Raw genomic sequence first — 21,303 nt, forward strand, 5'->3', positions numbered from 1 at the left:
CTGGTGTGATGAAAATGTGTCGTTGTCAACTTGCCACAACCCTTGAAAGTAGGCCGTAGCGAGCCATAGCGAGTTACGGCGTTGCGCGAATTGCCGTAACTCGCTATGGCTCGCTACGGCCTACATTGGCGAAACTTTTCCAGCGCCCCTTGCCACGCTCCAACAATCATCCGAACTGAGATCACGGGAACGCACCCTGGTCGTCGTCATGTTCTTCGTCCAAACGCAGTTGTTTGGAAGTGATCGACAAACCGGTGAGTGCGACGGATTCTCAGAGGAGCTACTGATGAGAAAGCTAAGTGGAATGTTGTTGGCGACTGCCATGGTTACCATGATGGGCGTTTCTTCAGCGAAGGCTGACGAAGCCGCTACTGCAAGTGCAACCGCCGAAAAGACCATCGTCGAAGTCGCTGTCGAAGGTAAGATTTTCAACACCCTGGTCGCTGCTGTCAAAGCCGGCGGTCTCGTCGAAACTCTTTCCGGTGAAGGCCCGTTCACGGTCTTCGCACCGACCGACGAAGCATTTGCGGCACTGCCCGAAGGCACCGTTGAAATGCTGGTCAAGCCAGAGAACAAGGACAAGCTTGTCAAGATTTTGACCTACCACGTTGTGTCCGGCAAAGTCATGGCAAAAGATGTCGTGACGTTGAGCGAAGCCAAGACCGTTCAAGGTTCAATGGTGGACATCGAAGTCAAAGATGGCACCGTGATGATCGACAAGGCAAAAGTCATTAAGCCAGACGTCGATTGCAAGAATGGAGTCATTCACGTCATCGACAAGGTCTTGATGCCTGAGTGAATTAGAAACGTTTGAGTTCTCAGCTTTGACGATGAAGAACTTATCATCGAAACGAAAAACGCGATTTGCTTTGCAGCGAATCGCGTTTTTTTGTAAACCAGTAACAACCAATCCCAATGCGGATCAGCTTCCGGGATTCGATTCCTTGACGGCCTTGTCCATGACTGCGATGGCGGCGTCAACGTAGCGAGCGTATTCGTTCTCGAAGTGTTGCATCGCTGCTTTGTCGGCGAAGAAGAACATGCGTTTGTTCGATGGATCTTGCATCGCCCATTCTCGCTTGCCAGGCACGATGACTCGTTCTTCAAAGAATCGAACGACGTCGATTTCGTTTAGGACAGGCGTGTAGGGCATCGGATCAGCCAAGAAAGTTTTCATGGCTTGGTCGTTTGCGAACAGATACAGTTTGCCGAGGTGGACGACGCCGAACTCTGGCCGACCTTCGATCCAGCGAGCTTCGTTGACAACCGACACAGCACAGAATCCGTCCATCGCAAGCTTCGGCTCTTGTCCGGTGGTCTTTTCCGCAACAGCCGCAGGCGGCGTGTCGGTGACTTGTTCAGGCATCGACAGCGTCATGCCTGCGTTGGCTTGATTGGTTCGGGCACTGACCAGCTTGTTCTGTGCGACGGGTCGAGATTGAGTCGCAGCCACGGCGGCGGCCGGAGCCGGTGTAGCAGCAACTGGTGCAGCAGCAACCGGTGCTGGCTGCGTCGCAGGTTGTGCGGCGGGTGCCTTGGGAGCCGCAGCGTAACCTGGCACGGTGTTGGTCGGTGTTGTGCTGCGTTGCGGTGCGCTGCGTTGCGGGGCAGCCGCGATTTGTTGCTCGGGAGCTGATGGTCCGGGACCAGCAGGATTTCGATTCAGCGCCGGTGCATTCGGTGCCAGTGTGCTAGCCAGCATGCCAGCATACCGAGCGGGTTGCTGAGGGCTGACGCCGTGGGCGAGTGCCGCGCCATCAGTGGTCACCACGACATCCATCGGAAAACGATCAACCTTAAACATTTCGGCAAGTTTTTTGTTGCCCTTGCTGTCGCTGACGTTGATTTTTAGCGGCACAAAATTCTTTGAGATCGCGCCTTCGACTTCGGGTGCTTGAAAAGCGCCCGCTTCTAGCTTGTCGCAATAAACGCAGTTGTCGCGAATGAAGTGCAAAAGAATCAGCTTGTTTTCCTGAGAAGCCCGGCTGTGAGCTTTTCTAAGGCTAGATTCCCAAGCGATTTCAGCTTGAGCGAGATTGGCAGTGCCACAAAGCAGTACCGCGGTCGTGATTAGGCAGGTGATGGCCGTTCGCATGGAAACGTTCCCGTCGTCTTTACTGGGGGGAGGCTGGATTGCTGGTTTGGAATCATCATTTTCGTTTTGGAGGCGGGAACAGCTTCCCCGCCCCGTTGTCTTCGGCCCCACCAGGGGTGAGGCTTGATCGGAAATTACAGATTACGGCGACTTTAACGCCAGGGAGGAATTTCGATTTACAGAACTCCACCTCTCAATTCCCAATTCCATTGTCCTGCTTGGGCTTGTGACGAAATTTGCGGATTCCTATCATGCCGCATTCAATTCTCCTTAAAACAAAGCTCGCAACCGCGTGATCCCGGCCATCGCTCTCGCTATTACCCCCGTCATGTCATCGCTTGGCGGGCTATTCCTGGCTCAAGATCCCGGTGCGCCGGCCCCGGGTGAAGCACCGGGGCTGTTTTCGTTTTTGCCGCTGATCTTTGGGATTGTCTGCATTTACTACCTGACGATGGTGGTGCCAGAACGCAAAAAGAAGGTCGAAGAAGCGTCACTGATGCGATCGTTGAAAAAGAATGATCGAGTCGTGACGATTGGCGGTATCCATGGAATCGTTGCTGCGATTGGAGAAGGCGACGAACCCATCACGTTGAAACTTGACGAGAGCGGCAATGCTCGAATGAAAGTAAACCGGTCCGCGATCGCGAAAATTGTTGACCCCAAAAATAGTGAAGACACCAAAAAAGAATCCAAAAAAGAATCCAAAAAAGAATCCGCAAAAGAATCCGCTGAGTAGACAAAAGATCCGTCTGCCAGCACGAATAACTCATCTGACCCATTCATCACCTCGGTCGCCTACGACCCGGGGCACCTAAGACAGAACGAAAATCACGATGTTAAACGTCCTGCTAGCCAACCTCCCTTCATTCCACCTGCCCCAACCTTTCGATTTTGCACCATCGATCGGCTTGGCCTCGCAAAATCTGTTAGCCCAGGCAACCAAGGCAGGTGCCGTCGCCGACGGAATCTCAACCGACCAGTACATTGCGATCGCAGTCGTGATCGCTTTGCTGATCGTGCCATTCATGCTGGGCAACTTCTTCGCAAAGATGCTGAAGATGCCAAACTACGGCACCGCGATTGGCTTCATCCTGTTCGCGTTATCCGCCAGCGGCATCATGCTGGCCAAGTCGCGACCAGGCTTGGGCGTTGACCTCAGTGGCGGAACGATCTTGGTCTACGAAATGGACCCTGAAAAAACGAGCAAGATGGATGCGGATAACCAAAGCAGAATCACGTCCGAAGACCTCGTCGAACCGCTCACCCGCCGGATCAACCCCAGCGGTACCCAAGAAATCGTCATTCGCCCCTACGGTGAATCGCAAATCGAAATCATTGTTCCTGCGGTTGAACAACAAGAAGTCGATCGAATCAAAAAGCTAGTCGAAGAAGCCGGGATTCTGCGATTTGCAATTTTGGCCAACGGCGTCGATCACCAAACACTGATCACAACAGCAACCGAACAAGCCGAATCCAAAAATCGCGGTGAACGTTTGGCGAAACGCATTCGCGAAATTGGCGGTGAACGTCGCGTTAATGGAATCTGGGCCGAAGTCGATCGTGAAATCGTTCCAGGCGAAGGCAAAGTTGGGCCGTTGCGAGTCAGCGTGGCCAATGCACTGGTTCGTAATCCCGACACCGGACAAATCATTCAATTGCCCGCCCAACTGCGTGGCGAAAACAGCGAATCGCTCGTCGCGGCGTGGTTGGATTCACAAGAAATGTCATCGATCGAAGCCCTGATGGCCGTCGATCCAATTCTGGACATCACTGGTGAAGACCTAGCGTTCGCCGCCAGCACGTTCGATCAAAACGGTGCCCCCTCCGTCGCGTTCAATCTGACCGATGCGGGTTCAAGCCGTTTCTTCGCGTTGACAACCAACAACGCACCGGTCGGATCACGAACCCGCCAATTGGGAATCGTGCTCGATGACAAGTTGTTGTCCGCCCCCAGTATCCAAAGTCCGATTCGCAAAGAAGGTCGCATCACCGGCCGGTTTACTCGCGAAGAAGTCGAAGACTTGGTGCAAATCCTGAAGGCCGGTCAATTGCCCGCCGCATTGACTCCACAACCGATCGCCGAAAACCAAATCGACCCGACGCTCGGAAAAGACACGATCACTAAAGGGGTTTGGGCGATCACGGTTTCGCTGATTCTGGTCCTGGTTTTCATCCTGGTCTATTACCGATTCATTGGTGTCATCGCCTGCATCGCATTGATGATGAACTTGGCGATGATTTTGGCCACGATGGTTTTCATCAACCAACCGCTAACACTTCCCGGTTTGGCGGGCTTGGTGCTAACCGTCGGTATGTCGGTTGACGCCAACGTGTTGATCTTTGAACGGATCCGCGAGGAACTGAAAAAAGGTGCCGCGTCGCGAATGGCAATTCGCAACGGTTTTGGCAAAGCAACGATCACGATTATCGATGCAAACTTGACGACGCTGATCACGGCGATCGTTTTGTACGCAATCGGAACCGACCAAATCCGCGGGTTTGCGGTCACGTTGATCTTGGGCATCCTGTTTTCGATGTTCACGGCAATCTACGTTTCACGAACACTGTTCGACATCGCCGAACGACGCGGATTCCTTTCGCTGGGAATGTCGGATTGGGTCAACTCGCTTCGCGGTTCAATCACGGGCGAATCAGGCTTCGACTTCGTTGGCAAGGGCCGCGCGATGTTAGGCGTTTCCGCGATCCTTGTGATCGGCGGGCTGGTTTCATTGTTTGCTCGCGGATCCAGTATCTTCGATATCGATTTCGCTGGTGGTTCATCGGTTCAATTCCGGCTTAGCGAAGGAACCGAAACCGACCGAGTTCGCGAGATCGTCAAGTCAAAGATGGTCAACGCCGAAGGCGAAGAAATGCCCTACACCGTCAATGGCGTGACGATGGAAGGCGCCGGAGAAAACACGATCTTCAAACTTGATTCGTCTGAAGAAAAAGTAGACCTGCTGAAAAAAGCGGTTGCGGAAGCATTCGCTGAAGATAATTCCGTTGACCTGATCACCTACAACGTCAAAATCTCGCCCTCGGGTGATCCGCAATCACGTGTTTCACCCGTGACTAGCGATAACGGAATCATGTTGGTCGCTGCCCAAGCGGATGCCGAAACAGCGGATACAGAAACCGATCCTTCCGAAGCCGCCGTTTTGCCGTCAGCATTCTCTGATGCAGAGGTGACCAGTACCGCGATCGTCGAATTGAGCGTCGATGGCGACCAAACCGGTGGACGCATGAATTCGACGACTTTGAAAGAGTCGCTGATGTCGGCCGGTGCTCGAACAGGCGTCACGCTGACCGAACGAACGATTCAAGTCACACCGCTGGGCGAAGGAACCGAAGAATGGAAGGAAGAATCCTCGTTAACATTTTCCCGGTGGAAAGTGGCTCTGCCGATCGCGGCGGTTGAGGCAGACAAGGTGCTCGAAGACTTTCAAAACGGCCTCGATTCTGAACCTGTTTGGATCAGCAGCAGTGCGGTTGGTTCACGTGTTGCCGGTGACATGATCAGTCGGGCACTGGGTGCCCTCTTTGCAAGCTTGATGTGCATCATCGGATACATTTGGTTCCGATTCCAGCGTGTGATCTACGGCTTTGCAGCGGTCGCAGCTTTGATTCACGACGTCACAATCACGCTAGGTGCAATCGCCGTTAGCTATTGGCTTGCGGACTACTTGGGAATTCTATTGATCGACCCATTCAAGATTTCGCTGACCGTCGTCGCTGCATTGCTGACCATCATTGGTTATTCGCTCAATGATACGATCGTTGTCTTTGACCGCATCCGCGAAACGAAGGGGAAGGCCCCAACGTTGACCGGTGACATGGTGAATTTCAGCATCAACCAAACGCTCAGCCGAACCTTGCTGACTTCGATCACGACTTTGATTGTTGTGCTGCTGTTGTACGCGTTCGGTGGTGACGGCATTCACGCATTCGCATTCGCATTGGTCGTCGGCGTGATGGTGGGAACGTACAGTTCCGTCTTCGTCGCCAGCCCGATCTTGCTTTACCTGGTCGGACGCTCAGCAAAGAAAGCGAAGCTGGCGTAAGGCGTTTAGCAGTGAGCAGTGAGCAGTGAGCAGTGAGCAGCGAGCCGGGCATCGCGTAAGCGGCCGGGCCTGCATCAATCGGCGGCAGGTTACTAAAGGAATTGCCAAGAGATGTAGGCCGTAGCGAGCCATAGCGAGTTACGGCATTTTTGCATACCTGCCGTAACTCGCTCCACTCGCTACGGCCTACTTCAGGGCCTCCAGACGATGGTTGCGTCTTCGCACATTGCTTTGCCTGCCCAAGAATCGATCTAGCGTTGAAAAGGTTGGATGAGTTAAACGAGATTTCTGCTCGAAACTTCTCCTCTTCTCTTTCGCGAGCCTTCGAATGCTACGATCCTTTCTGCGACTGTTCTCCGCGCCCACGGCACCTAAGCCCATCGAAATGGCGGGCGGTTCCATCACGCTTTACGCCAAAGTCCCGTTGGCGGAAAACAAGCCAAAGTCGATTCAAAAGTCGCCCGCGCATCAAACCGCACATCAACACGCACATCAACACGCACATCAACCCGCGGGCAACCATCGCCAGCGAGTGCTGTCGATGAAAATTGCTCACATCGGCATTTGTAGCCCTCAACGTGCAAAGCGATTAGCAGCTCTCAATCTGATCAGTGCCGGTGACTTGGCGGTAGCGGATCCATCAACACTGGCCAAACACTTTGGTGCCCCGCGAAAGGCCGCCAGCATGCTGCGGCATTACCGCCGCGCGATCCGCTTGGCGGCATCGGTCCCCGGAATGATGCCACGCGACGCAATGCTGCTGGTCAGCGTTCACCGTCGCTCGATTCGCGGCCTGGCCAGCGAAACACCAGGCAGTCTCTATCGCGATCTCCAACGATTCGCCGAAAGTTCTCAGGGCCGATCGCTGTTACGCGGCAGACGTCTGCCCAGCACGCGTCGCATCAAGCAATGGATCACGCAGTGCGAAGCAGCAAGATCCAACCGACCGGCCTACGCACAAGCCGCGTGACCAGGATTCGGTAGGCCATCGTCTTGCCTGGCTCCAGCAGTAGCAGTGCAATTGCTGGTGCCAAGATCTATTGGACACAGGCTTCGTAGTTGTCGTCTGGTTTGGTTTACACGATCCAATCAGGTAGCGGGGCGCGAGATAGCCGCCACAGAAATCGGCCATGCTTTTCTCTTTAGCAACACGTAGTTTCCTAAATCCGTCAGCCTGAAAAAAGCAGCACATTCTCATCAGTTCGGTGCTGACCTGCACGTTTTCTAAGCAGTCGTCGGACCGAAATGCCCTTAACGATCATTGAGGGCAGACGCTTGGCCTGCAATGCGGTGGCACAACAATTGCATAACTGACGCATTCGTGGGGCTGATGCTTTATGACGCCCCGTACCTTGACAAAATATACGGTGCTTACGATGCGTACAGGATTATTGATTGACATGGACGGAGTCATCTACCGAGGGAGCCAACTGATTCCCGGTGCTGCAGAGTTTATTCAAACGCTCCGTCGAGAACGAATCCCGTTCATCTTTCTAACCAACAACAGTCAACGGACGCGACGCGACGTTTGCATGAAGTTGCAGCGGATGGGGATTGACGTCGAAGAGAGGCACATTTTCACCTGTGCCATGGCAACAGCGCGATTCCTGGCAAAACTAAAACCATCGGGCACCGCGTATGTCATCGGCGAAGGCGGCTTGCTGCAAGCACTTCACCTCAATGGTTATTCGATCGTCGATCACGAACCGGACTTCGTCGTCGTTGGCGAAGGACGTACGATCACATTGGACTCGTTAGAACTAGCCGTCAACATGATCCTTGGCGGTGCCAAGTTAATCGCGACCAACTTGGACCCTAATTGTCCAACCAAGGGCGGCACGCGGCCCGGCGCGGGCGCGACGGTTGCTTACTTGGAAACGGTTACCGGCCGCAAAGCGTTTAGCGTTGGTAAACCGAGCCCGATCATGATGAGAGCCGCACGCAAGGAACTGCACCTTGCAACGTCGCAAACCGTCATGATCGGCGACACGATGGAAACCGATATCTTGGGTGCCGTTCAACTCGGGTTTCGATCCGTGTTGACCTTAACCGGATCGACTCGTCGGGAAGACCTGGGGAAGTACGCCTTTGGCCCCGACGTCATTGTCGAATCGATCGCAGAACTGTGTGACATTGGACGATTCATCGATCGCGACTTGCCCAAAGCGAACCAGGATGACGACACAGTCACCAACATGGCCGACTGGGTCGCAGCCAATGCATAGCAACATCGTTTTGCCCCTCCATCGTTTTGCCCAACTTCTCAACAGAGTTTCCAAAAAGCCGCCTAACCTTGACGTCTTCCTGCGATTGTCAGTTCCAGCAGTAACAGGGCGATGGCTGGCGCTAAGAACCATTGGAAACGGGCTTCGTAGTTGTCGACGGATTTGGTTTGCACGATTGAATCAGGTAGCGGTGCGAGATAGCCGTTGTAGAAATCGGCCATGTTGACTTGTTTTGTGCCAGCGAGAATACAATCGCCGCCCGCGACGTCGGCGATCTGCTGCAGGACTTTTCCGTCGAGCTTCGACAAGACGGGTTGCCCACGGTACTGAACGTATTGCTTGCCTGTTCGACTTTGGATGGGTATCCGAGCGCCTTGTTGCATGTCGCCCAAACCGATCGTGAAGATCGTGACGCCGTCTTCTTCAAAAGCGGTCTTAGCGGCTTCAATGGGATCGCTTTCCATGTCTTCGCCGTCGGTCATCAGCACGATCGCCTTGCTTGTTGCTCCGTCATTTAAAAAAGCTTTCTTGGAAACGCGAATTGCGTCGCCCAAGCGTGATCCACCGCGGTAAACGTCCGCCGGTTGCACGCTATCGAGTCGTTGGCGAAATTCGTCGTAGTGGCTGGTGATTGGAATCACTTGCCGGGACTCGCCCGCAAACAAAACCAAGCCGACCGAGTCACCGGCCATCTCCGCAAGCGTGTCCTTGATCATCTGCTTGGCTCGTTCGAGTCGATTCGGTGCGACGTCTTCGGCCAGCATGCTTCGCGAAACATCCAGCGCAAACAAAACCTCGATGCCGCGTTGTGGAACTTCTCGCGACACCCGCCCCCAACGAATGTCCATCGCCGCGATCACCAAAAATCCAATCGACAAGAAGACTAAAACGGCGCGGATCAAAGAAACACGCGTTGCGTTTTCACCAAGCACCGATCGTAGGCGTGACGGCGTGGCCAGCGAGCGGCGAGCTTTGATCCGCCAAAGAACAGCGAACACAATTACTGCAACGCATGCTGCCAAGAACCATCCAAACAGACCGTACGCTGGATTGCCGATTTGTACGTCGCGGATGCCACTGCCGAAATCCATCATGCCAGAATCCATTATGCCAGACTCCGAAAAAGTGTCTGGGATAAGAGCAATTTCATTCCAAGTGCAAACAATGCGATCAATAACAGCGGCGGAAGCTTTCCCCACGAAGTCTGGATCCAGCGCACGGCTAATTCTTTGTAGTCAACGTAGCTGTTGACCTCGAACTTAGTCCGTTCCAACTGATCGATCTCTTGATAAATCTGTTTCAGCGAATCCGTGTCGGTGGCTCGGAAGTAACGACCGCCCGTCGTATCGGCAATCGCCTTTAGCGTGTCTTCATCAATGCTGACGTCCATCATTCGGACCAACATTCGACCGTCGCGGGTTTGTCGAACCGGGAACGGTGCTTGGCCCTGGGTTCCAACACCGATCGCGTAAACCTTGACGCCCAACGACTTGGCGAGTTCAGCGGACTGCATCGGTTCAACACTGCCGGCGGTGTTCTCACCATCGGTCAACAGGATGATCACTTTGCTTTGTATCTGCTTTTCGTTTTTCGCGGTCAGCGAGCTTAGTCGTTCCGCAGCCAGACTGACCGCGTCGCCGATCGCGGTGCCACCTTCCGCCTGGCTGTCAGCGATACGAATGCGGTCAAGTTGTCCGGCTAAAAATGAATGATCCAGCGTGGGCGGCGTGATGGCATCGGCGTAACCAGCGAATTGCACCAAGCCGATGCGGTCGGTCAAACGTCCTGCCAATTCATTTGCATCGTCAGAGCTGGTTCCTGAATCGCCTAACACGAACTTCGTTGCGACGTCTTTAACCGCACTCAATCGATCAACACTTTCGCCGTCAATTTTGAAATCCAGTGCTCGCATACTGCTGGATCGGTCGACCACCAATTCGATCGCAATGCCTTCGGAATCGACAGACGTCCTCTCCTTGCCGTCTCGCGGGCGGGCGAGCGCCAAGATCATGGTCACCAACGCCACCAAAGTCAGCATTTTGGGAAGCCACGCCAAACGCTGACGCAGGCTTGGACGCAAATTCCACCGGGTCGCAGCCGACGAATACGAAACGACCGTAACGCCTTCACGACGCCAAGCTCGAAACGCTAACCCAAACGCAACGGGCAGCAACAACAGAAACCATGGATGCAAAAACAGACTCATCAATTCCGCTCCCGCAACTGAGCGATTGTCGGATTCGCGATCATCCAACGAGCGTCATCGAAGACAGTAGAGGCGTGTTCGGTCGGCGTTGCGCCGTCAGCGAATTTCAACTGATCGTTTCGGGCAAGCATCTTTGACAATCGATCCAGCATTGGCTCGGGCCAAGATCGGGAACGCAGTTGATTGACTAATTGGTCAGTCGGCAAACTAGTGGCAGGGATCCTCGTTGACGATTGAATCCATTGACGTATTCGATGACAGGTTTCATCGTGAGCCTCGGGCAAACCACTCTTGCGATTGCGCACGTCGGTTTCCAGCGAGTCAATCTCGGAAATCCATCGCTGGCGGATCGCCGCGTCGCTGTTCTTTGATCTGCGCCAGAAAAACAGCAGTCCACCGATCAGGCCAACAACGATTGCCGCGACCCAAGCACTGATTCTTTTTGGAGTCTTCGTCGTTTCTATTTCGGCGAGTGGTTTGAGTTGACGAAATTCAGTGGGATCAAAGTCTTCGGGGACGATTCCCTGAACATCGACGGTGGCTGCTTCTGAAGCGAGCGAGAAAACCTGTTCGTCGATGGTGACCTGCAACTTAAAACTTGGCAAAGTGCGAGAGCCCGGGCGTGCGGTTTCTAGAACCAAAACCAAGGTTGTTTGAAAACGACTGCTTGGATTTGCGTCTTCCTTCGCCAATGGAGCCAATGGAACGGGACCGATTAACCGCGTGCCCACGATTTCAAATCCATCGGCCTGTTCGATCGAGTCATCGATCAACTGCACGGACGCAGGAGCCTTGGAAACCACTTCAAGCTGCAGCTCGAACGGCTTGGCGACTTCGATTATTTCAGTCGGCAGGACAGAAGTTAGCAATGGCGGACCATCCGCGTAGCTAACGGCCGCCAACAAGAGGCTGCACAAAAGCAATCGTATAAGCATCCGAACTTGGTTGATGATCATGCTTGTGCGTGTCGTTTTTGAAAGTACTTTGCCAGTGGATCGACAAAATCTTCACCCGTCATCAAACGCAGGGGTTCCAAACGCATTCGCCGAAACATCTCGTCCGTCGCTTCGCTCTGTTGCCGCATGATCGATTGAATTTGATTTCGCGTGGAACGGCTGTTGGTATCGATATCGACCATGCCACCGGATTCCGGATCTCGCAGGCGAATCATGCCGACCGAAGGCCACTGGAATTCGCGCTGATCACCGACCACGACCGGAATCACATCGTGTTTCCGCCGCGTGACTCGAAGCGTTTTTTCATATCCCGAATTCTGGAAGTCACTGATCAGAAAAACGACGCGGCGACGTTTGTTGGTACGGCCTAAATGTTCCAAAGCAGCTTGAATGTCAGTCCGATTGTTGAACGCCGATTCCGCCTGTCCAGAATTGGAGTGAGAATCTTGCCAGAACAATAGTTCGCGAATGATCCGCAATGCGTGCCGTGATCCTTGCCTAGTTGGAATCGACTTTTCGATTTTGTCTGAAAACATCGTCAGGCCAACTTTGTCGTTGTTCTTGATCGCGCTCATTGCGATCGTCGCTGCGAATTCAGTCACCAATTCGGCTTTGGACTGCTGCTGAGTTCCAAAGTTTTGCGATCCGCTGACATCGACAAGCAGGATGACCGACGTTTCGCGTTCTTCGCGGAACAACTTCACGAACGGTTCACCAGCTCGGGCGGTGACGTTCCAATCGATCGTTCGCACGTCATCGCCGACTTGGTAAGGCCGCACTTCCTCGAATTCCATCCCACGTCCTTTGAACGCAGAATGCCAGCGACCGACCAACAAGTCATCCACCTTGTGCGACGTCTTGATTTGAACGCGGCGAATGCGCCGCATCAATTGAGCCGTCGAAGATTCGTTTGCCGGCGATTCGATGGCCTGTTTAGACCGCCCCCAAGAGAACCAAGGCATGATCATGGAACGCGAACTCCGTCAAGAATCGTCTGCACGATCATCTCCGGTGTTTTCTCTTCCGCCTCGGCTTCGTAAGTAATGATGACGCGATGACGTAGCACATCCATCGCGATCGTTTGAACGTCCGCTGGTGTGACGAATGCTCGGCCTTCAAGAAAGGCATTCGCTTTCGCACATAGCGTCAAGTTAATCGTGGCTCGCGGTGACGCGCCGTAGGAGATTAATTCTTCAAGCGGCAAACCGTACGCGACCGGTTTGCGAGTTGCCATCACCAGATCGACAATGTATTCCTCGATCGCTTCGCTGACGTGGATTTGGTCAACGTGATTTCGAGCCTGCAGAATTTCGGCAGGTGAAGTTACCGCGTTGACCAGAATCTCGGCTTTGGTTTTTGACATGCGGCGAAGAATTTGAAGCTCTTCGTCACGAGTCGGATAATCGACGACGACTTTCATCAGAAACCGGTCGAGTTGCGCCTCGGGCAGCGGGTAGGTGCCTTCTTGTTCGACCGGGTTTTGCGTCGCCATCACCAAGAAAGGTTCGGCCAACGGAAACGTCTCGCTGCCGATCGTGACTTGGCGTTCCTGCATCGCTTCCAGCAAAGCACTTTGCACCTTGGCCGGTGCACGGTTGATTTCATCAGCCAGAATCAAGTTAGAAAAGATCGGGCCTTTTTGAACGACGAACTGTTGGTCCTGTGGACGGTAAACTTGGGTTCCGGTTAAGTCAGCCGGCAACAGGTCAGGCGTGAATTGCAGCCGTTGGAAATCGGTGCTGATCGCACGAGCCAAACATGCGACGGCGGTTGTTTTCGCCAGCCCCGGAACGCCTTCGATCAGCAAGTGGCCGCCGGCCAGCAATGCGGTCAGCATTCGGCGAATCAGCGGTTGTTGTCCAACAACGGTCTTGCCGACTTCTTCGACCAATCGTCGAAAGGGTTCGCTGGCGGCTGTCGCGTCTTCGGCAGAAAATGTCATCGTTCGCTTTCGTTATTCCTGAACTTCGTAACAGGATGATAACGCAAGAACCGCCAAAATGGTTCGGCCCAAGAAAAGCTGATCTGGCCAGGATTCAGTCGGCGTCCGAAAGGCCTAGCTTGGCCAGCCATCGGCGAGAGGTGCCGGATTCGGCCGGATCGAAACTCTGTTTTTCTTCGCGACGAAGATGTTCAAGCTCTTCTTCAAGCTGCTCGGTTTTCTTCGCGAGCTGTTGCCTTTCACGCGACAGCTTGGCCCGTTCGAGTGAAGCTTCGATTTCACTCTGACGGAATTTCTCTTCCCACTGGTCTTGCAACGTTTGAAGACGCTCGCGTTCTTGCATGACCAATTCATCCGAATCGACCATTTGCGCGATCGCAGCGGCACCGATCGCAACGCCGCCTTCGCGAGTTTCGGATTGTTGGTCCAGCAGCATTCGTAGCTCGCCAATTTCGATCTTCCGCTCGGCTAATTCCGATTCGCTACGTTGCAACCGCGAAACCAATTCGTCGAGCAATTCTTTAGGCGATTGCAATTCCGCTGCCATTGTCTCGGTGGCGTTGATCTCTTCGGCGATCGACTCAACAAATTCATCAGCGTCGAAGGTGTCCGTTTCCAGTTGCTGCAGAATCAACTGTTTGCGTTCTTCCCAAGACAAAGCGTCGCTGGTGCCCGATTGCGGTGTGGCGAGTGTTTGCTGGACACCCGACTGGACGACTTGGGCAGCCAGGTCTTCGGTTTGTTGGGTGAGTTCATCGATTCGGCTTTGACGCCGCTGCAGTTCCAGCAACAGTTCGTCGTTTCGGTGACGCAGTTCTGCGACTTCATCGTGAAGCTGCTCGTCACTGATGCCGTTTTCAAGATCGGACGCGATCGAGTCTGGTTCGTGGTCCTGGTGGCCGACTTGATCAAGCAATTGTTGAATCAATGCCGTGTTGGCCGCAATCGCTTCGATGACTGGATCGGTTTGGATAACGGGAGTCTCCGATTTGGGCTCATCCACCAAAGTCTCGGTCTGCGCAGCCTCAGAGACCTGGGGGCGAGAGGCGTTTCGGTTTCTCTTTCGAGACTTCCGGGCCATGGGGAATCCGGTGGGAGGCAAACAATGGATACAACCGTTACGATCATGCCAGAGTTTTGGCGATCCTAAACTCCGTGACGATCCGATATACAGTCTCTACGTCGCAAACCCGCTAGAGTCAAACTGAAACCAATCGACAAGAACCATGGCTAAGAAAAAAACAGCATCATCGAAAGACTCGCCCAATTTTGAGGAAGCGATCGCCACCATCGAAACCATCGTGGGCAAGCTGGAATCGGGAGAACTGGATCTGACGGATTCGCTTGAGCAATACGAAACTGGCATCAAGCGGCTTCGGCAGTGTCACGAAATCCTGGAAAAGGCCGAACAGAAGGTGACGCTGTTGTCTGGATTCGATGCCGACGGGAATCCTGCGACAGAGCCGATGCCGGAAACGAAGTTCCGCGGAGCGTCCAAAGGGGGCAACAAACCCCTTGCCGGCGGTTCTACAGTGGGTGACGTGGACGATTCGTCGGGACTTTTTTAGACTGTTCCATACTGGCACACCGGAACCGGTTGGTAATTGTCCCGAAATAACTGTATCAGATTCGATTCCAACAAATCCCAACCCGAACGCGTCAGCGAGGGATTTTGTTTGACGTGTAAATCCCTCGCTGACGCGTTCAGGTTGGGAAATGGGCAAGTCGGTTTCGGTACAGTTGGTTTCGGTACCGTGACTTGCGTGCCGCTTCAGAAACCCATCCATCAAAACTCATCAACCACCCGTCAACAGAGAGTTGATTTGACTCACGCTTCCGCCAATCTTCAATCTGCTTCATCGGGTAACACTTCATTATCGGGTGAGACGATGCTTGGCGAATTGCGTCGCCCGATCGAAACTGCGTTACAGTCAGCGTGCGACTTTGGCCAGGGCTGCCCCGATCATCTGGCCGCAGCAATGCGTTACGCCTTGCTGGCACCGGGCAAACGCCTGCGACCAATTTTGGTGCTGATGTCGGCCGAGGCTTGCAGCCTTCATTCAACAGGTGAATCGATCGCGGACAACACGCGGCTGCTCAATCAAGTCATGCCCGGGGCGGTCGCGGTTGAGATGATCCACGCCTATTCGCTGATCCATGATGATCTGCCAGCGATGGATGACGATGACCTTCGCCGCGGACGTCCGACGGTCCACATTGAATTTGACGAAGCGACCGCAATTTTGGCTGGCGATGCTTTGCAAGCCGAAGCGTTCCAACATCTATGCTGCCATGTGAGCGATCCTGTTAAGTTAGCCGCAGCGGTCAGCATTTTGTCGTCGGCTGCCAGTGCGTCGCACTTGGTCGGCGGACAAGCGGACGATTTAAAAGCTGAGAATGATCACCATCCCGAATCAGTCCGCAGCGTAGATTGGTTGGAATCGATTCATCGACGAAAAACCGGTGCCTTGTTCTCCGCCTCATTGGATTTAGGGGCCGTACTTTCAGACGCGACCGGTGAACAAAGGTCTGCCCTGGCCGGTTATGCGAGCCATTTGGGCCTCGCCTTCCAAGTCGTCGATGACTACCTCGATTTCACGGCTGACGCTGCTGTGTTGGGGAAAAGGGCCGGTAAGGATGCGGAGCGAGGAAAATTGACCTACCCAGGTTTGCTGGGTGCCCAACAGGCGAAGGAAAAAGCGGTTTCGCTGATCGGATCAGCCAAACAGGAAGCTTTATTCTTCGGTCCCGCCGCCAAACGATTATTGTGGTTGGCGGACTACGTTTTGGAGCGAACTCATTGACTGACACGAGCAGCAGCAGCGACTTTCCGGCTCCAGACAACAAAGACCGTCACACAGGCAAAGAGATGCCCGAATCAAACCAACACAATCCTGGGAAAGCAGCAGACCCAGATCATCACTCGCTTGGCCAGCATCCGTTGTTGGCCAGCCTTGGCGATGCGATGCCGCTGCGCGAGATGAGTCAGGATCAATTGACGGATGTTGCGGCGGAAGTACGCGATGTGCTTTGCAATCTGTTGGCAACTCGGACCGCTCACTTTGCATCGAATCTGGGTGTCGTTGAACTTTGCCTGGCACTGCATTGTGAATTTGATTTCCGCGAAGACCGTTTGGTCTGGGACACCGGTCACCAAATCTATCCGCACAAATTGGTGACCGGTCGCTATCACGATTTCCCGTCCATTCGGACTCAGGGCGGATTGATGGGTTACCCCAATCCGGCCGAAAGTCCCTATGACCTTTTCATGACCGGTCATGCGGGATGCAGCGTCAGTACAGCAATCGGTCTGCGCAGTGGTGACGTGTTGATGAAACAGCCGGGGCGCAAATCGGTTGCCGTCATCGGCGATGGAGCTTTCCCCAGCGGCATCGTCTTTGAAGCACTCAACAATGCGGGAGAGCTAGACGACGATTTAACGATCGTCTTGAACGACAACAAGATGTCGATTTGCCACCGCGTCGGCGCGGTCGCGTCTTACTTAGACAAACTAAGAGTCAACCCGTTTTACTCGGGCTTGAAAAGCGAAGTCGTCAAGCTGCTGGACCATGTGCCAATGTTTGGCGATCCAGCCGAACGTTTTTTGGCGCAGATGAAAGAAGGCGTCAAAGCTGGTTTGCTAGGCGGCATGTTGTTCGAAGAACTCGGCATCCGCTACGTTGGCCCGATCGACGGTCACGACGTTGGCTTGATGCGAAAGTATCTCAAAATGGCTCGAGAGTCTTCCGGGCCAATGTTGTTGCACGTGGTGACCGAAAAAGGCCACGGCTATAAACCTGCTGCCGAAGATCCGGTGTACTTCCACACGCCGCCCGCATTCACCAACGTTGATGCGACCGAGGAAACGGCTCCCAAGAGCGATGGTAATCCTCCCTACACCTTGCATGCTCGCGATGCGATCCGTCGCAAGATGACGACCAACGACAAGGTCACCATCATCACCGCGGCGATGTGCCAAGGGAACAAGTTGGAACCTGTCCGCGAACAATTCCCAGACCGGTTCTTCGATGTTGGCATTTGCGAATCCCACGCGGTCGCGTTTGCGGCCGGACAATGCAAAACAGGCATGCGGCCGATCGTCGATATCTACAGCACGTTTCTGCAGCGGAGTTACGATCAAATTTTCCAGGAAGTCGCACTGCAGGATCTGCCGGTCGTGTTCATGCTGGACCGCGCTGGATTGACTGGTCCCGACGGTCCGACCCACCACGGTTTGTTCGACATCGGCTACATGCGAGTGTTCCCGAATATGGTTTGCATGGCACCGGGTTACGCGTCTGAATTGGAACCGATGCTGGACTTTGCACTCGACCACGATCATCCCACCAGTATTCGGTATCCGAAAGCGTCGGCATTGGAACTTGATCATGCGCCGGCCAAAGTTGAAATTGGCAAGAGCGAAACGCTGCGAGAAGGCAAGGACGGAACCATCGTGGCCTTCGGTGCGATTCTGGACCAAGCACTCGAAGCCGCTCAGCGTCTGGAAGGCGAATTGGATATCCAGGTGATCAACGCCAGATTCGTCAAGCCGATCGATCACGAAATGGTCAAACAGGTGGTGGAATCAGGCAACTTTGTCATCACCGCTGAAGAAGGTGCCCGCATGGGTGGCTTTGGTTCAGCCTTGCTTGAATCCGCGGTCGAGCAACGCTTGGACACTCGAATGATCACCGTCTTAGCTCTGCCCGATGAATTCATCCATCACGGTGACCGCGGCGATTTGCTCGATCAACATGGCCTCAGTTGTGCCGCAATCATGCAGGCCTGTCGCGACCAAGCCTGCTTGAATCCGGTTTGTAACTCATGAGCTGTAACTAAATGAGCTGTAACTAATGGGAACCGGCACTCCTAAAGAGGTTTCGCTACCGCAATGGGGTACCGATCCGAAGGTTCGACCCCGCGTCGTGATTTTGGGCGTGCCTGATCGTCAACGCGTTCGAGTTGAACTGGAACGGCTTAGACCCGTGATCGCGGAAAAGGCTGACATCGTCGCCGAAGACCTAAACTTCCAGTTTGATTTTTCCTCCACCAAAATCGATCTGGTCATCGTCTTGGGCGGCGACGGTTCGATTCTGCAATCAGCACGACAAATGGGGACGAATCAAGTTCCCGTGTTGGGCGTCAATTGCGGTCGCCTGGGGTTTTTGGCTGCCTTGTCGCCTGATGATTTTTTGACTGCCTGGCCGCAAGTGTTCCAGGGCTGCTTCGAGATCATCGACTACGTGATGTTGAAGACGACGCTGATTCGCAAAGGAGAAGAAGTCGCATCCCAATTGGTGCTCAATGAAGTGGCCGTGTTAGGGGGGCCTCCTTATCGCATCCTGGAAATCGATCTGTACGCGGATGGCGAGCTAGCCACCCGATATCGCTGTGACGGTTTGATCATCGCGACTCCCGTTGGATCAACCGCACACAACCTTTCCGCAGGCGGCCCGATCTTGCGTCGGCGGTTGCAAGCCGTTGTGATTTCGCCGATCAGCCCGCACACATTGACCTACCGCCCATTGGTCGATTCCGCTGACACGGTGTTCGAGTTACTGGTTACCGAACCCAACGCATCAACCGGATTGGTCGTTGACGGACGAATTCTAAGTGAGCTATTGCCCGGTGATCGCATCCGAGTCGAAAGAGCCGACACGACATTCAAAATGATGTCAGTGGAAGGTCAAAACGACTACCGTTCGCTTCGAGAAAAACTGGGCTGGGGCGGAAGCGTCCCCTTCAAGCGAAGCTGATTTTGCGAGCGTTGATGGCGGAATTTGACATCGTGCGATCATTCTATGGTTATGCCAGATGCAAACCGCTGTGGAACTTTTTTCAACCGCGATGCAAAAGTGGGCATTTTCAGTGGTTTGCCATTTTCGCATCAAAGGAACAAAAAAGTTTGCCATTCCCAAGATTCCCAGCTTTTTAACGAAGTCCATACGGCGACGTCGGGTGTTATATCAGGGGCGCATCGCGGAGCGTGGCAAACGCAATGATCGGCGCGAAATTTGCACGCATTTTATTTTTATACTTACGCTGCCAAATAGAAAAATAAAAAGACGCTTCAAAGCGGATTTCGGAACCAACTTCGCCGTTTTCAATCGAACTTGTTGGCCCGATTTCGCGTCTTTAGTTACAGAGTCCTCCCAAGCACGGTTTTTTTATTATGGTTTCACTCTTTAACACTGATGCGATTCTTCCGCCTGCCAACGCGGATGTCGGCGCGAACTCAACCAGTTTGCAGGCTTCGCCCGCGCGGACAAAATACGCTGATGACCAGGCGGATTCTCTGGGGTTATACCTGGAGGAAATCGCCAGAACTGCACTGCTGAAGCCGAGTGAAGAATACCGGCTCGCCGTAGCGATGGACAACGATCGTCGTTCCTTCCGCCGCGAAATGCTACGGATTGGTTTTGTTGCCGATGCCGTCATCGATGAACTGGAAGCCGTTGCGGCTGGCACCAGCCGCGCCGACCGGGCACTCGATTATTCAGTTGCGAATCCTGATAACAAACGTCAATTGGCTGCGTGTCTGCCGACGAACTTGGTCACCATTCGCGGGCTGCGCAAAGCGGTGCAAGACGACTTCGTCACCGCTTCCACACCCTCGCATTCCCGACGTCGCCGCAAGCAAGCGTTCCGCAGTTTCCTGAAGCGACGCGAACACTTGATCTCGTTGCTCGAAGAGTTTGAAATTCGCCTTTCGTTGCTGGAAGAACTTTTTCAAGACGTTCGTCAAATCGGCGTTCGGGTCAAGCGTCTTCGCGCAACGATTCGACGTAGCAACAGCGACACCAGCGATCAGCGACGCGAGTATCTTTCGTTGATCAGCCGCGCCCAACATTCACGAAAGGGTTTTGATCGACGCACGCGAAAGCTGGAACAGTCTTACGCTAGATACCTCGATTCCAAGAGCGTGTTGGTGGAAGCTAATTTGCGACTGGTCGTTTCGGTTGCCAAAAAGTATCGCAATCGCGGGCTATCGTTCCTGGATCTGATTCAGGAAGGGAACGCTGGACTGATGCGTGCCGTTGAGAAGTTCGAGCACACTCGTGGATTCAAACTTTCGACCTATGCGACTTGGTGGATTCGACAGGCGATCGGTAGAGCAGTCGCCGAACAGGGCCGCGCCGTTCGCGTTCCTGCACAGGTGATCAGCGAGCTGAACCAAATTGGCCGACACAAAAGCAAGTTCTTTCAGGAAACAGGCCGTCGCCCGTCCAAGAATGAATTGGCAAAGCTGACCAATACCAGCACCGAGCGTTTGGCCATCCTGGAACGAGTCGCGGAAACACCGGTCAGTTTGAATCAGCGTTCGGCCGTCGGATCGCAACAAGAGTTCGGGAACCTGCTGCCTGATCGTTCGCTCGACACCCCTGCGGAATCGGCTGACGCGATCGAACTGAAACGGCGCTGCAATCAGTTGATGGAAAAATTGAACGAGCGCGAGCAAAAAATCCTTCGCATGCGTTACGGCTTCGGGACGTACTTTCCCCACACCCTGGCAGAAGTGGCAGCCGAGTTTTCGCTCAGTCGAGAACGAGTTCGCCAAATCGAACGAGCCGCAATTCGCAAGCTGAAGGGCGAAGGAGCGTCGCGTTACCTAGGTCAATTCCTAGATAACGAAGTCGCCTAAGGAACGAGCGGAAAATTAGTGTCGCCTTTCGCGGGTCATTTCGCAGGGAACGACGTATCAATTACTGCCGGATTGGTGTCGTCACTCATCCCAAGGGAAGTCGAACAAATCAATGCAAATTGTCGTTGATCGATCCGCGATCATAACGCTGGTGAATAGTCCCGAAGGGACGGAAG

The 21,303-nt window shown here is 53.9% G+C and carries 17 protein-coding genes; 10 read left to right on the plus strand and 7 right to left on the minus strand.

Annotated features, from left to right (window positions below):
• The first annotated feature begins 322 nt into the window (after positions 1-322).
• Complete coding sequence (locus RC85_RS19150) at positions 323-799, plus strand: fasciclin domain-containing protein (protein WP_420821393.1); 477 nt, start codon at positions 323-325, stop codon at positions 797-799.
• A 123-nt stretch (positions 800-922) separates the two neighbouring features.
• Here the strand turns inward: RC85_RS19150 and RC85_RS19155 are convergent, their stop codons facing one another.
• Positions 923-2,095 (minus strand): thioredoxin fold domain-containing protein, encoded by a 1,173-nt coding sequence (locus tag RC85_RS19155; protein ID WP_068265763.1) that lies wholly within the window; start codon positions 2,093-2,095, stop codon positions 923-925.
• 328 nt (positions 2,096-2,423) lie between these two features.
• Here RC85_RS19155 and yajC point away from each other — a divergent pair, with 328 nt between their 5' ends.
• The 4 genes from yajC to RC85_RS19175 all read left to right on the plus strand — a co-directional run bounded on the left by yajC (position 2,424) and on the right by RC85_RS19175 (position 8,381).
• On the plus strand, positions 2,424-2,831 hold the full coding sequence (gene yajC / locus RC85_RS19160; RefSeq protein WP_149752720.1) for a preprotein translocase subunit YajC: 408 nt from the start codon (positions 2,424-2,426) through the stop codon (positions 2,829-2,831).
• A 97-nt stretch (positions 2,832-2,928) separates the two neighbouring features.
• Positions 2,929-6,156, plus strand: coding sequence for a protein translocase subunit SecD (gene secD / locus RC85_RS19165; RefSeq protein ID WP_084422845.1), 3,228 nt, complete (start codon positions 2,929-2,931; stop codon positions 6,154-6,156).
• Between the two features lie 328 nt (positions 6,157-6,484).
• Positions 6,485-7,126: a DUF4332 domain-containing protein gene (locus tag RC85_RS19170; RefSeq protein WP_068265765.1), complete on the plus strand. Its 642-nt coding sequence runs from the start codon at positions 6,485-6,487 to the stop codon at positions 7,124-7,126.
• A gap of 406 nt (positions 7,127-7,532) precedes the next feature.
• Positions 7,533-8,381: an HAD-IIA family hydrolase gene (locus RC85_RS19175; RefSeq protein WP_084422846.1), complete on the plus strand. Its 849-nt coding sequence runs from the start codon at positions 7,533-7,535 to the stop codon at positions 8,379-8,381.
• Positions 8,382-8,443: 62 nt separating this feature from the next.
• Here the strand turns inward: RC85_RS19175 and RC85_RS19180 are convergent, their stop codons facing one another.
• The 6 genes from RC85_RS19180 to RC85_RS19205 all read right to left on the minus strand — a co-directional run bounded on the left by RC85_RS19180 (position 8,444) and on the right by RC85_RS19205 (position 14,488).
• Positions 8,444-9,487: a VWA domain-containing protein gene (locus RC85_RS19180; protein ID WP_068265769.1), complete on the minus strand. Its 1,044-nt coding sequence runs from the start codon at positions 9,485-9,487 to the stop codon at positions 8,444-8,446.
• Positions 9,487-10,587, minus strand: a complete 1,101-nt coding sequence (locus RC85_RS19185; protein ID WP_068265790.1) for a vWA domain-containing protein — start codon at positions 10,585-10,587, stop codon at positions 9,487-9,489. The genes RC85_RS19180 and RC85_RS19185 overlap by 1 nt, the downstream gene beginning before the upstream one ends.
• Positions 10,587-11,543, minus strand: coding sequence for a hypothetical protein (locus RC85_RS19190; RefSeq protein ID WP_068265772.1), 957 nt, complete (start codon positions 11,541-11,543; stop codon positions 10,587-10,589). The genes RC85_RS19185 and RC85_RS19190 overlap by 1 nt, the downstream gene beginning before the upstream one ends.
• Positions 11,540-12,511 carry a DUF58 domain-containing protein gene (locus RC85_RS19195; RefSeq protein WP_238383169.1) on the minus strand — a complete coding sequence of 324 codons (972 nt, stop codon included), beginning with the start codon at positions 12,509-12,511 and terminating at the stop codon, positions 11,540-11,542. The genes RC85_RS19190 and RC85_RS19195 overlap by 4 nt, the downstream gene beginning before the upstream one ends.
• Positions 12,508-13,485 carry an AAA family ATPase gene (locus RC85_RS19200; protein WP_068265774.1) on the minus strand — a complete coding sequence of 326 codons (978 nt, stop codon included), beginning with the start codon at positions 13,483-13,485 and terminating at the stop codon, positions 12,508-12,510. The genes RC85_RS19195 and RC85_RS19200 overlap by 4 nt, the downstream gene beginning before the upstream one ends.
• A gap of 94 nt (positions 13,486-13,579) precedes the next feature.
• Positions 13,580-14,488: a coiled-coil domain-containing protein gene (locus RC85_RS19205; RefSeq protein WP_068265776.1), complete on the minus strand. Its 909-nt coding sequence runs from the start codon at positions 14,486-14,488 to the stop codon at positions 13,580-13,582.
• Between the two features lie 223 nt (positions 14,489-14,711).
• Between RC85_RS19205 and xseB the strand changes: the two genes are divergently transcribed.
• The 5 genes from xseB (at position 14,712) to RC85_RS19230 (ending at position 21,127) form a co-directional block, all read left to right on the plus strand.
• Positions 14,712-15,053, plus strand: coding sequence for an exodeoxyribonuclease VII small subunit (xseB, locus tag RC85_RS19210; protein WP_068265778.1), 342 nt, complete (start codon positions 14,712-14,714; stop codon positions 15,051-15,053).
• Between the two features lie 255 nt (positions 15,054-15,308).
• A complete protein-coding gene (locus RC85_RS19215; protein WP_235033253.1) occupies positions 15,309-16,289 on the plus strand; it encodes a polyprenyl synthetase family protein in 981 nt (326 codons plus the stop codon).
• Between the two features lie 65 nt (positions 16,290-16,354).
• Complete coding sequence (dxs, locus tag RC85_RS19220; protein ID WP_084422849.1) at positions 16,355-18,313, plus strand: 1-deoxy-D-xylulose-5-phosphate synthase; 1,959 nt, start codon at positions 16,355-16,357, stop codon at positions 18,311-18,313.
• 25 nt (positions 18,314-18,338) lie between these two features.
• Positions 18,339-19,241 (plus strand): NAD(+)/NADH kinase, encoded by a 903-nt coding sequence (locus RC85_RS19225; protein WP_068265780.1) that lies wholly within the window; start codon positions 18,339-18,341, stop codon positions 19,239-19,241.
• Between the two features lie 416 nt (positions 19,242-19,657).
• Positions 19,658-21,127, plus strand: a complete 1,470-nt coding sequence (locus RC85_RS19230) for a sigma-70 family RNA polymerase sigma factor (RefSeq protein WP_068265782.1) — start codon at positions 19,658-19,660, stop codon at positions 21,125-21,127.
• Positions 21,128-21,303: the final 176 nt, after the last annotated feature.

This window comes from Rubripirellula obstinata (assembly GCF_001642955.1).
In the GTDB taxonomy this organism is placed as follows: Bacteria; Planctomycetota; Planctomycetia; order Pirellulales; family Pirellulaceae; genus Rubripirellula; species Rubripirellula obstinata.

Excerpts from the sequence above, each read along its gene's own strand:
- RC85_RS19170 (WP_068265765.1), top strand. The coding sequence starts at position 6,485 with ATGCTACGATCCTTTCTGCGACTGTTCTCCGCGCCCACGGCACCTAAG.
- yajC (WP_149752720.1), top strand. The coding sequence starts at position 2,424 with ATGTCATCGCTTGGCGGGCTATTCCTGGCTCAAGATCCCGGTGCGCCG.
- RC85_RS19230 (WP_068265782.1), top strand. The coding sequence starts at position 19,658 with ATGGTTTCACTCTTTAACACTGATGCGATTCTTCCGCCTGCCAACGCG.
- RC85_RS19155 (WP_068265763.1), bottom strand. The coding sequence starts at position 2,095 with ATGCGAACGGCCATCACCTGCCTAATCACGACCGCGGTACTGCTTTGT.
- xseB (WP_068265778.1), top strand. The coding sequence starts at position 14,712 with ATGGCTAAGAAAAAAACAGCATCATCGAAAGACTCGCCCAATTTTGAG.
- RC85_RS19225 (WP_068265780.1), top strand. The coding sequence starts at position 18,339 with ATGGGAACCGGCACTCCTAAAGAGGTTTCGCTACCGCAATGGGGTACC.
- RC85_RS19175 (WP_084422846.1), top strand. The coding sequence starts at position 7,533 with ATGCGTACAGGATTATTGATTGACATGGACGGAGTCATCTACCGAGGG.
- RC85_RS19200 (WP_068265774.1), bottom strand. The coding sequence starts at position 13,485 with ATGACATTTTCTGCCGAAGACGCGACAGCCGCCAGCGAACCCTTTCGA.
- RC85_RS19185 (WP_068265790.1), bottom strand. The coding sequence starts at position 10,587 with ATGAGTCTGTTTTTGCATCCATGGTTTCTGTTGTTGCTGCCCGTTGCG.
- RC85_RS19150 (WP_420821393.1), top strand. The coding sequence starts at position 323 with ATGGTTACCATGATGGGCGTTTCTTCAGCGAAGGCTGACGAAGCCGCT.
- secD (WP_084422845.1), top strand. The coding sequence starts at position 2,929 with ATGTTAAACGTCCTGCTAGCCAACCTCCCTTCATTCCACCTGCCCCAA.
- RC85_RS19195 (WP_238383169.1), bottom strand. The coding sequence starts at position 12,511 with ATGATCATGCCTTGGTTCTCTTGGGGGCGGTCTAAACAGGCCATCGAA.
- RC85_RS19180 (WP_068265769.1), bottom strand. The coding sequence starts at position 9,487 with ATGGATTCTGGCATGATGGATTTCGGCAGTGGCATCCGCGACGTACAA.
- dxs (WP_084422849.1), top strand. The coding sequence starts at position 16,355 with ATGCCCGAATCAAACCAACACAATCCTGGGAAAGCAGCAGACCCAGAT.
- RC85_RS19190 (WP_068265772.1), bottom strand. The coding sequence starts at position 11,543 with ATGATCATCAACCAAGTTCGGATGCTTATACGATTGCTTTTGTGCAGC.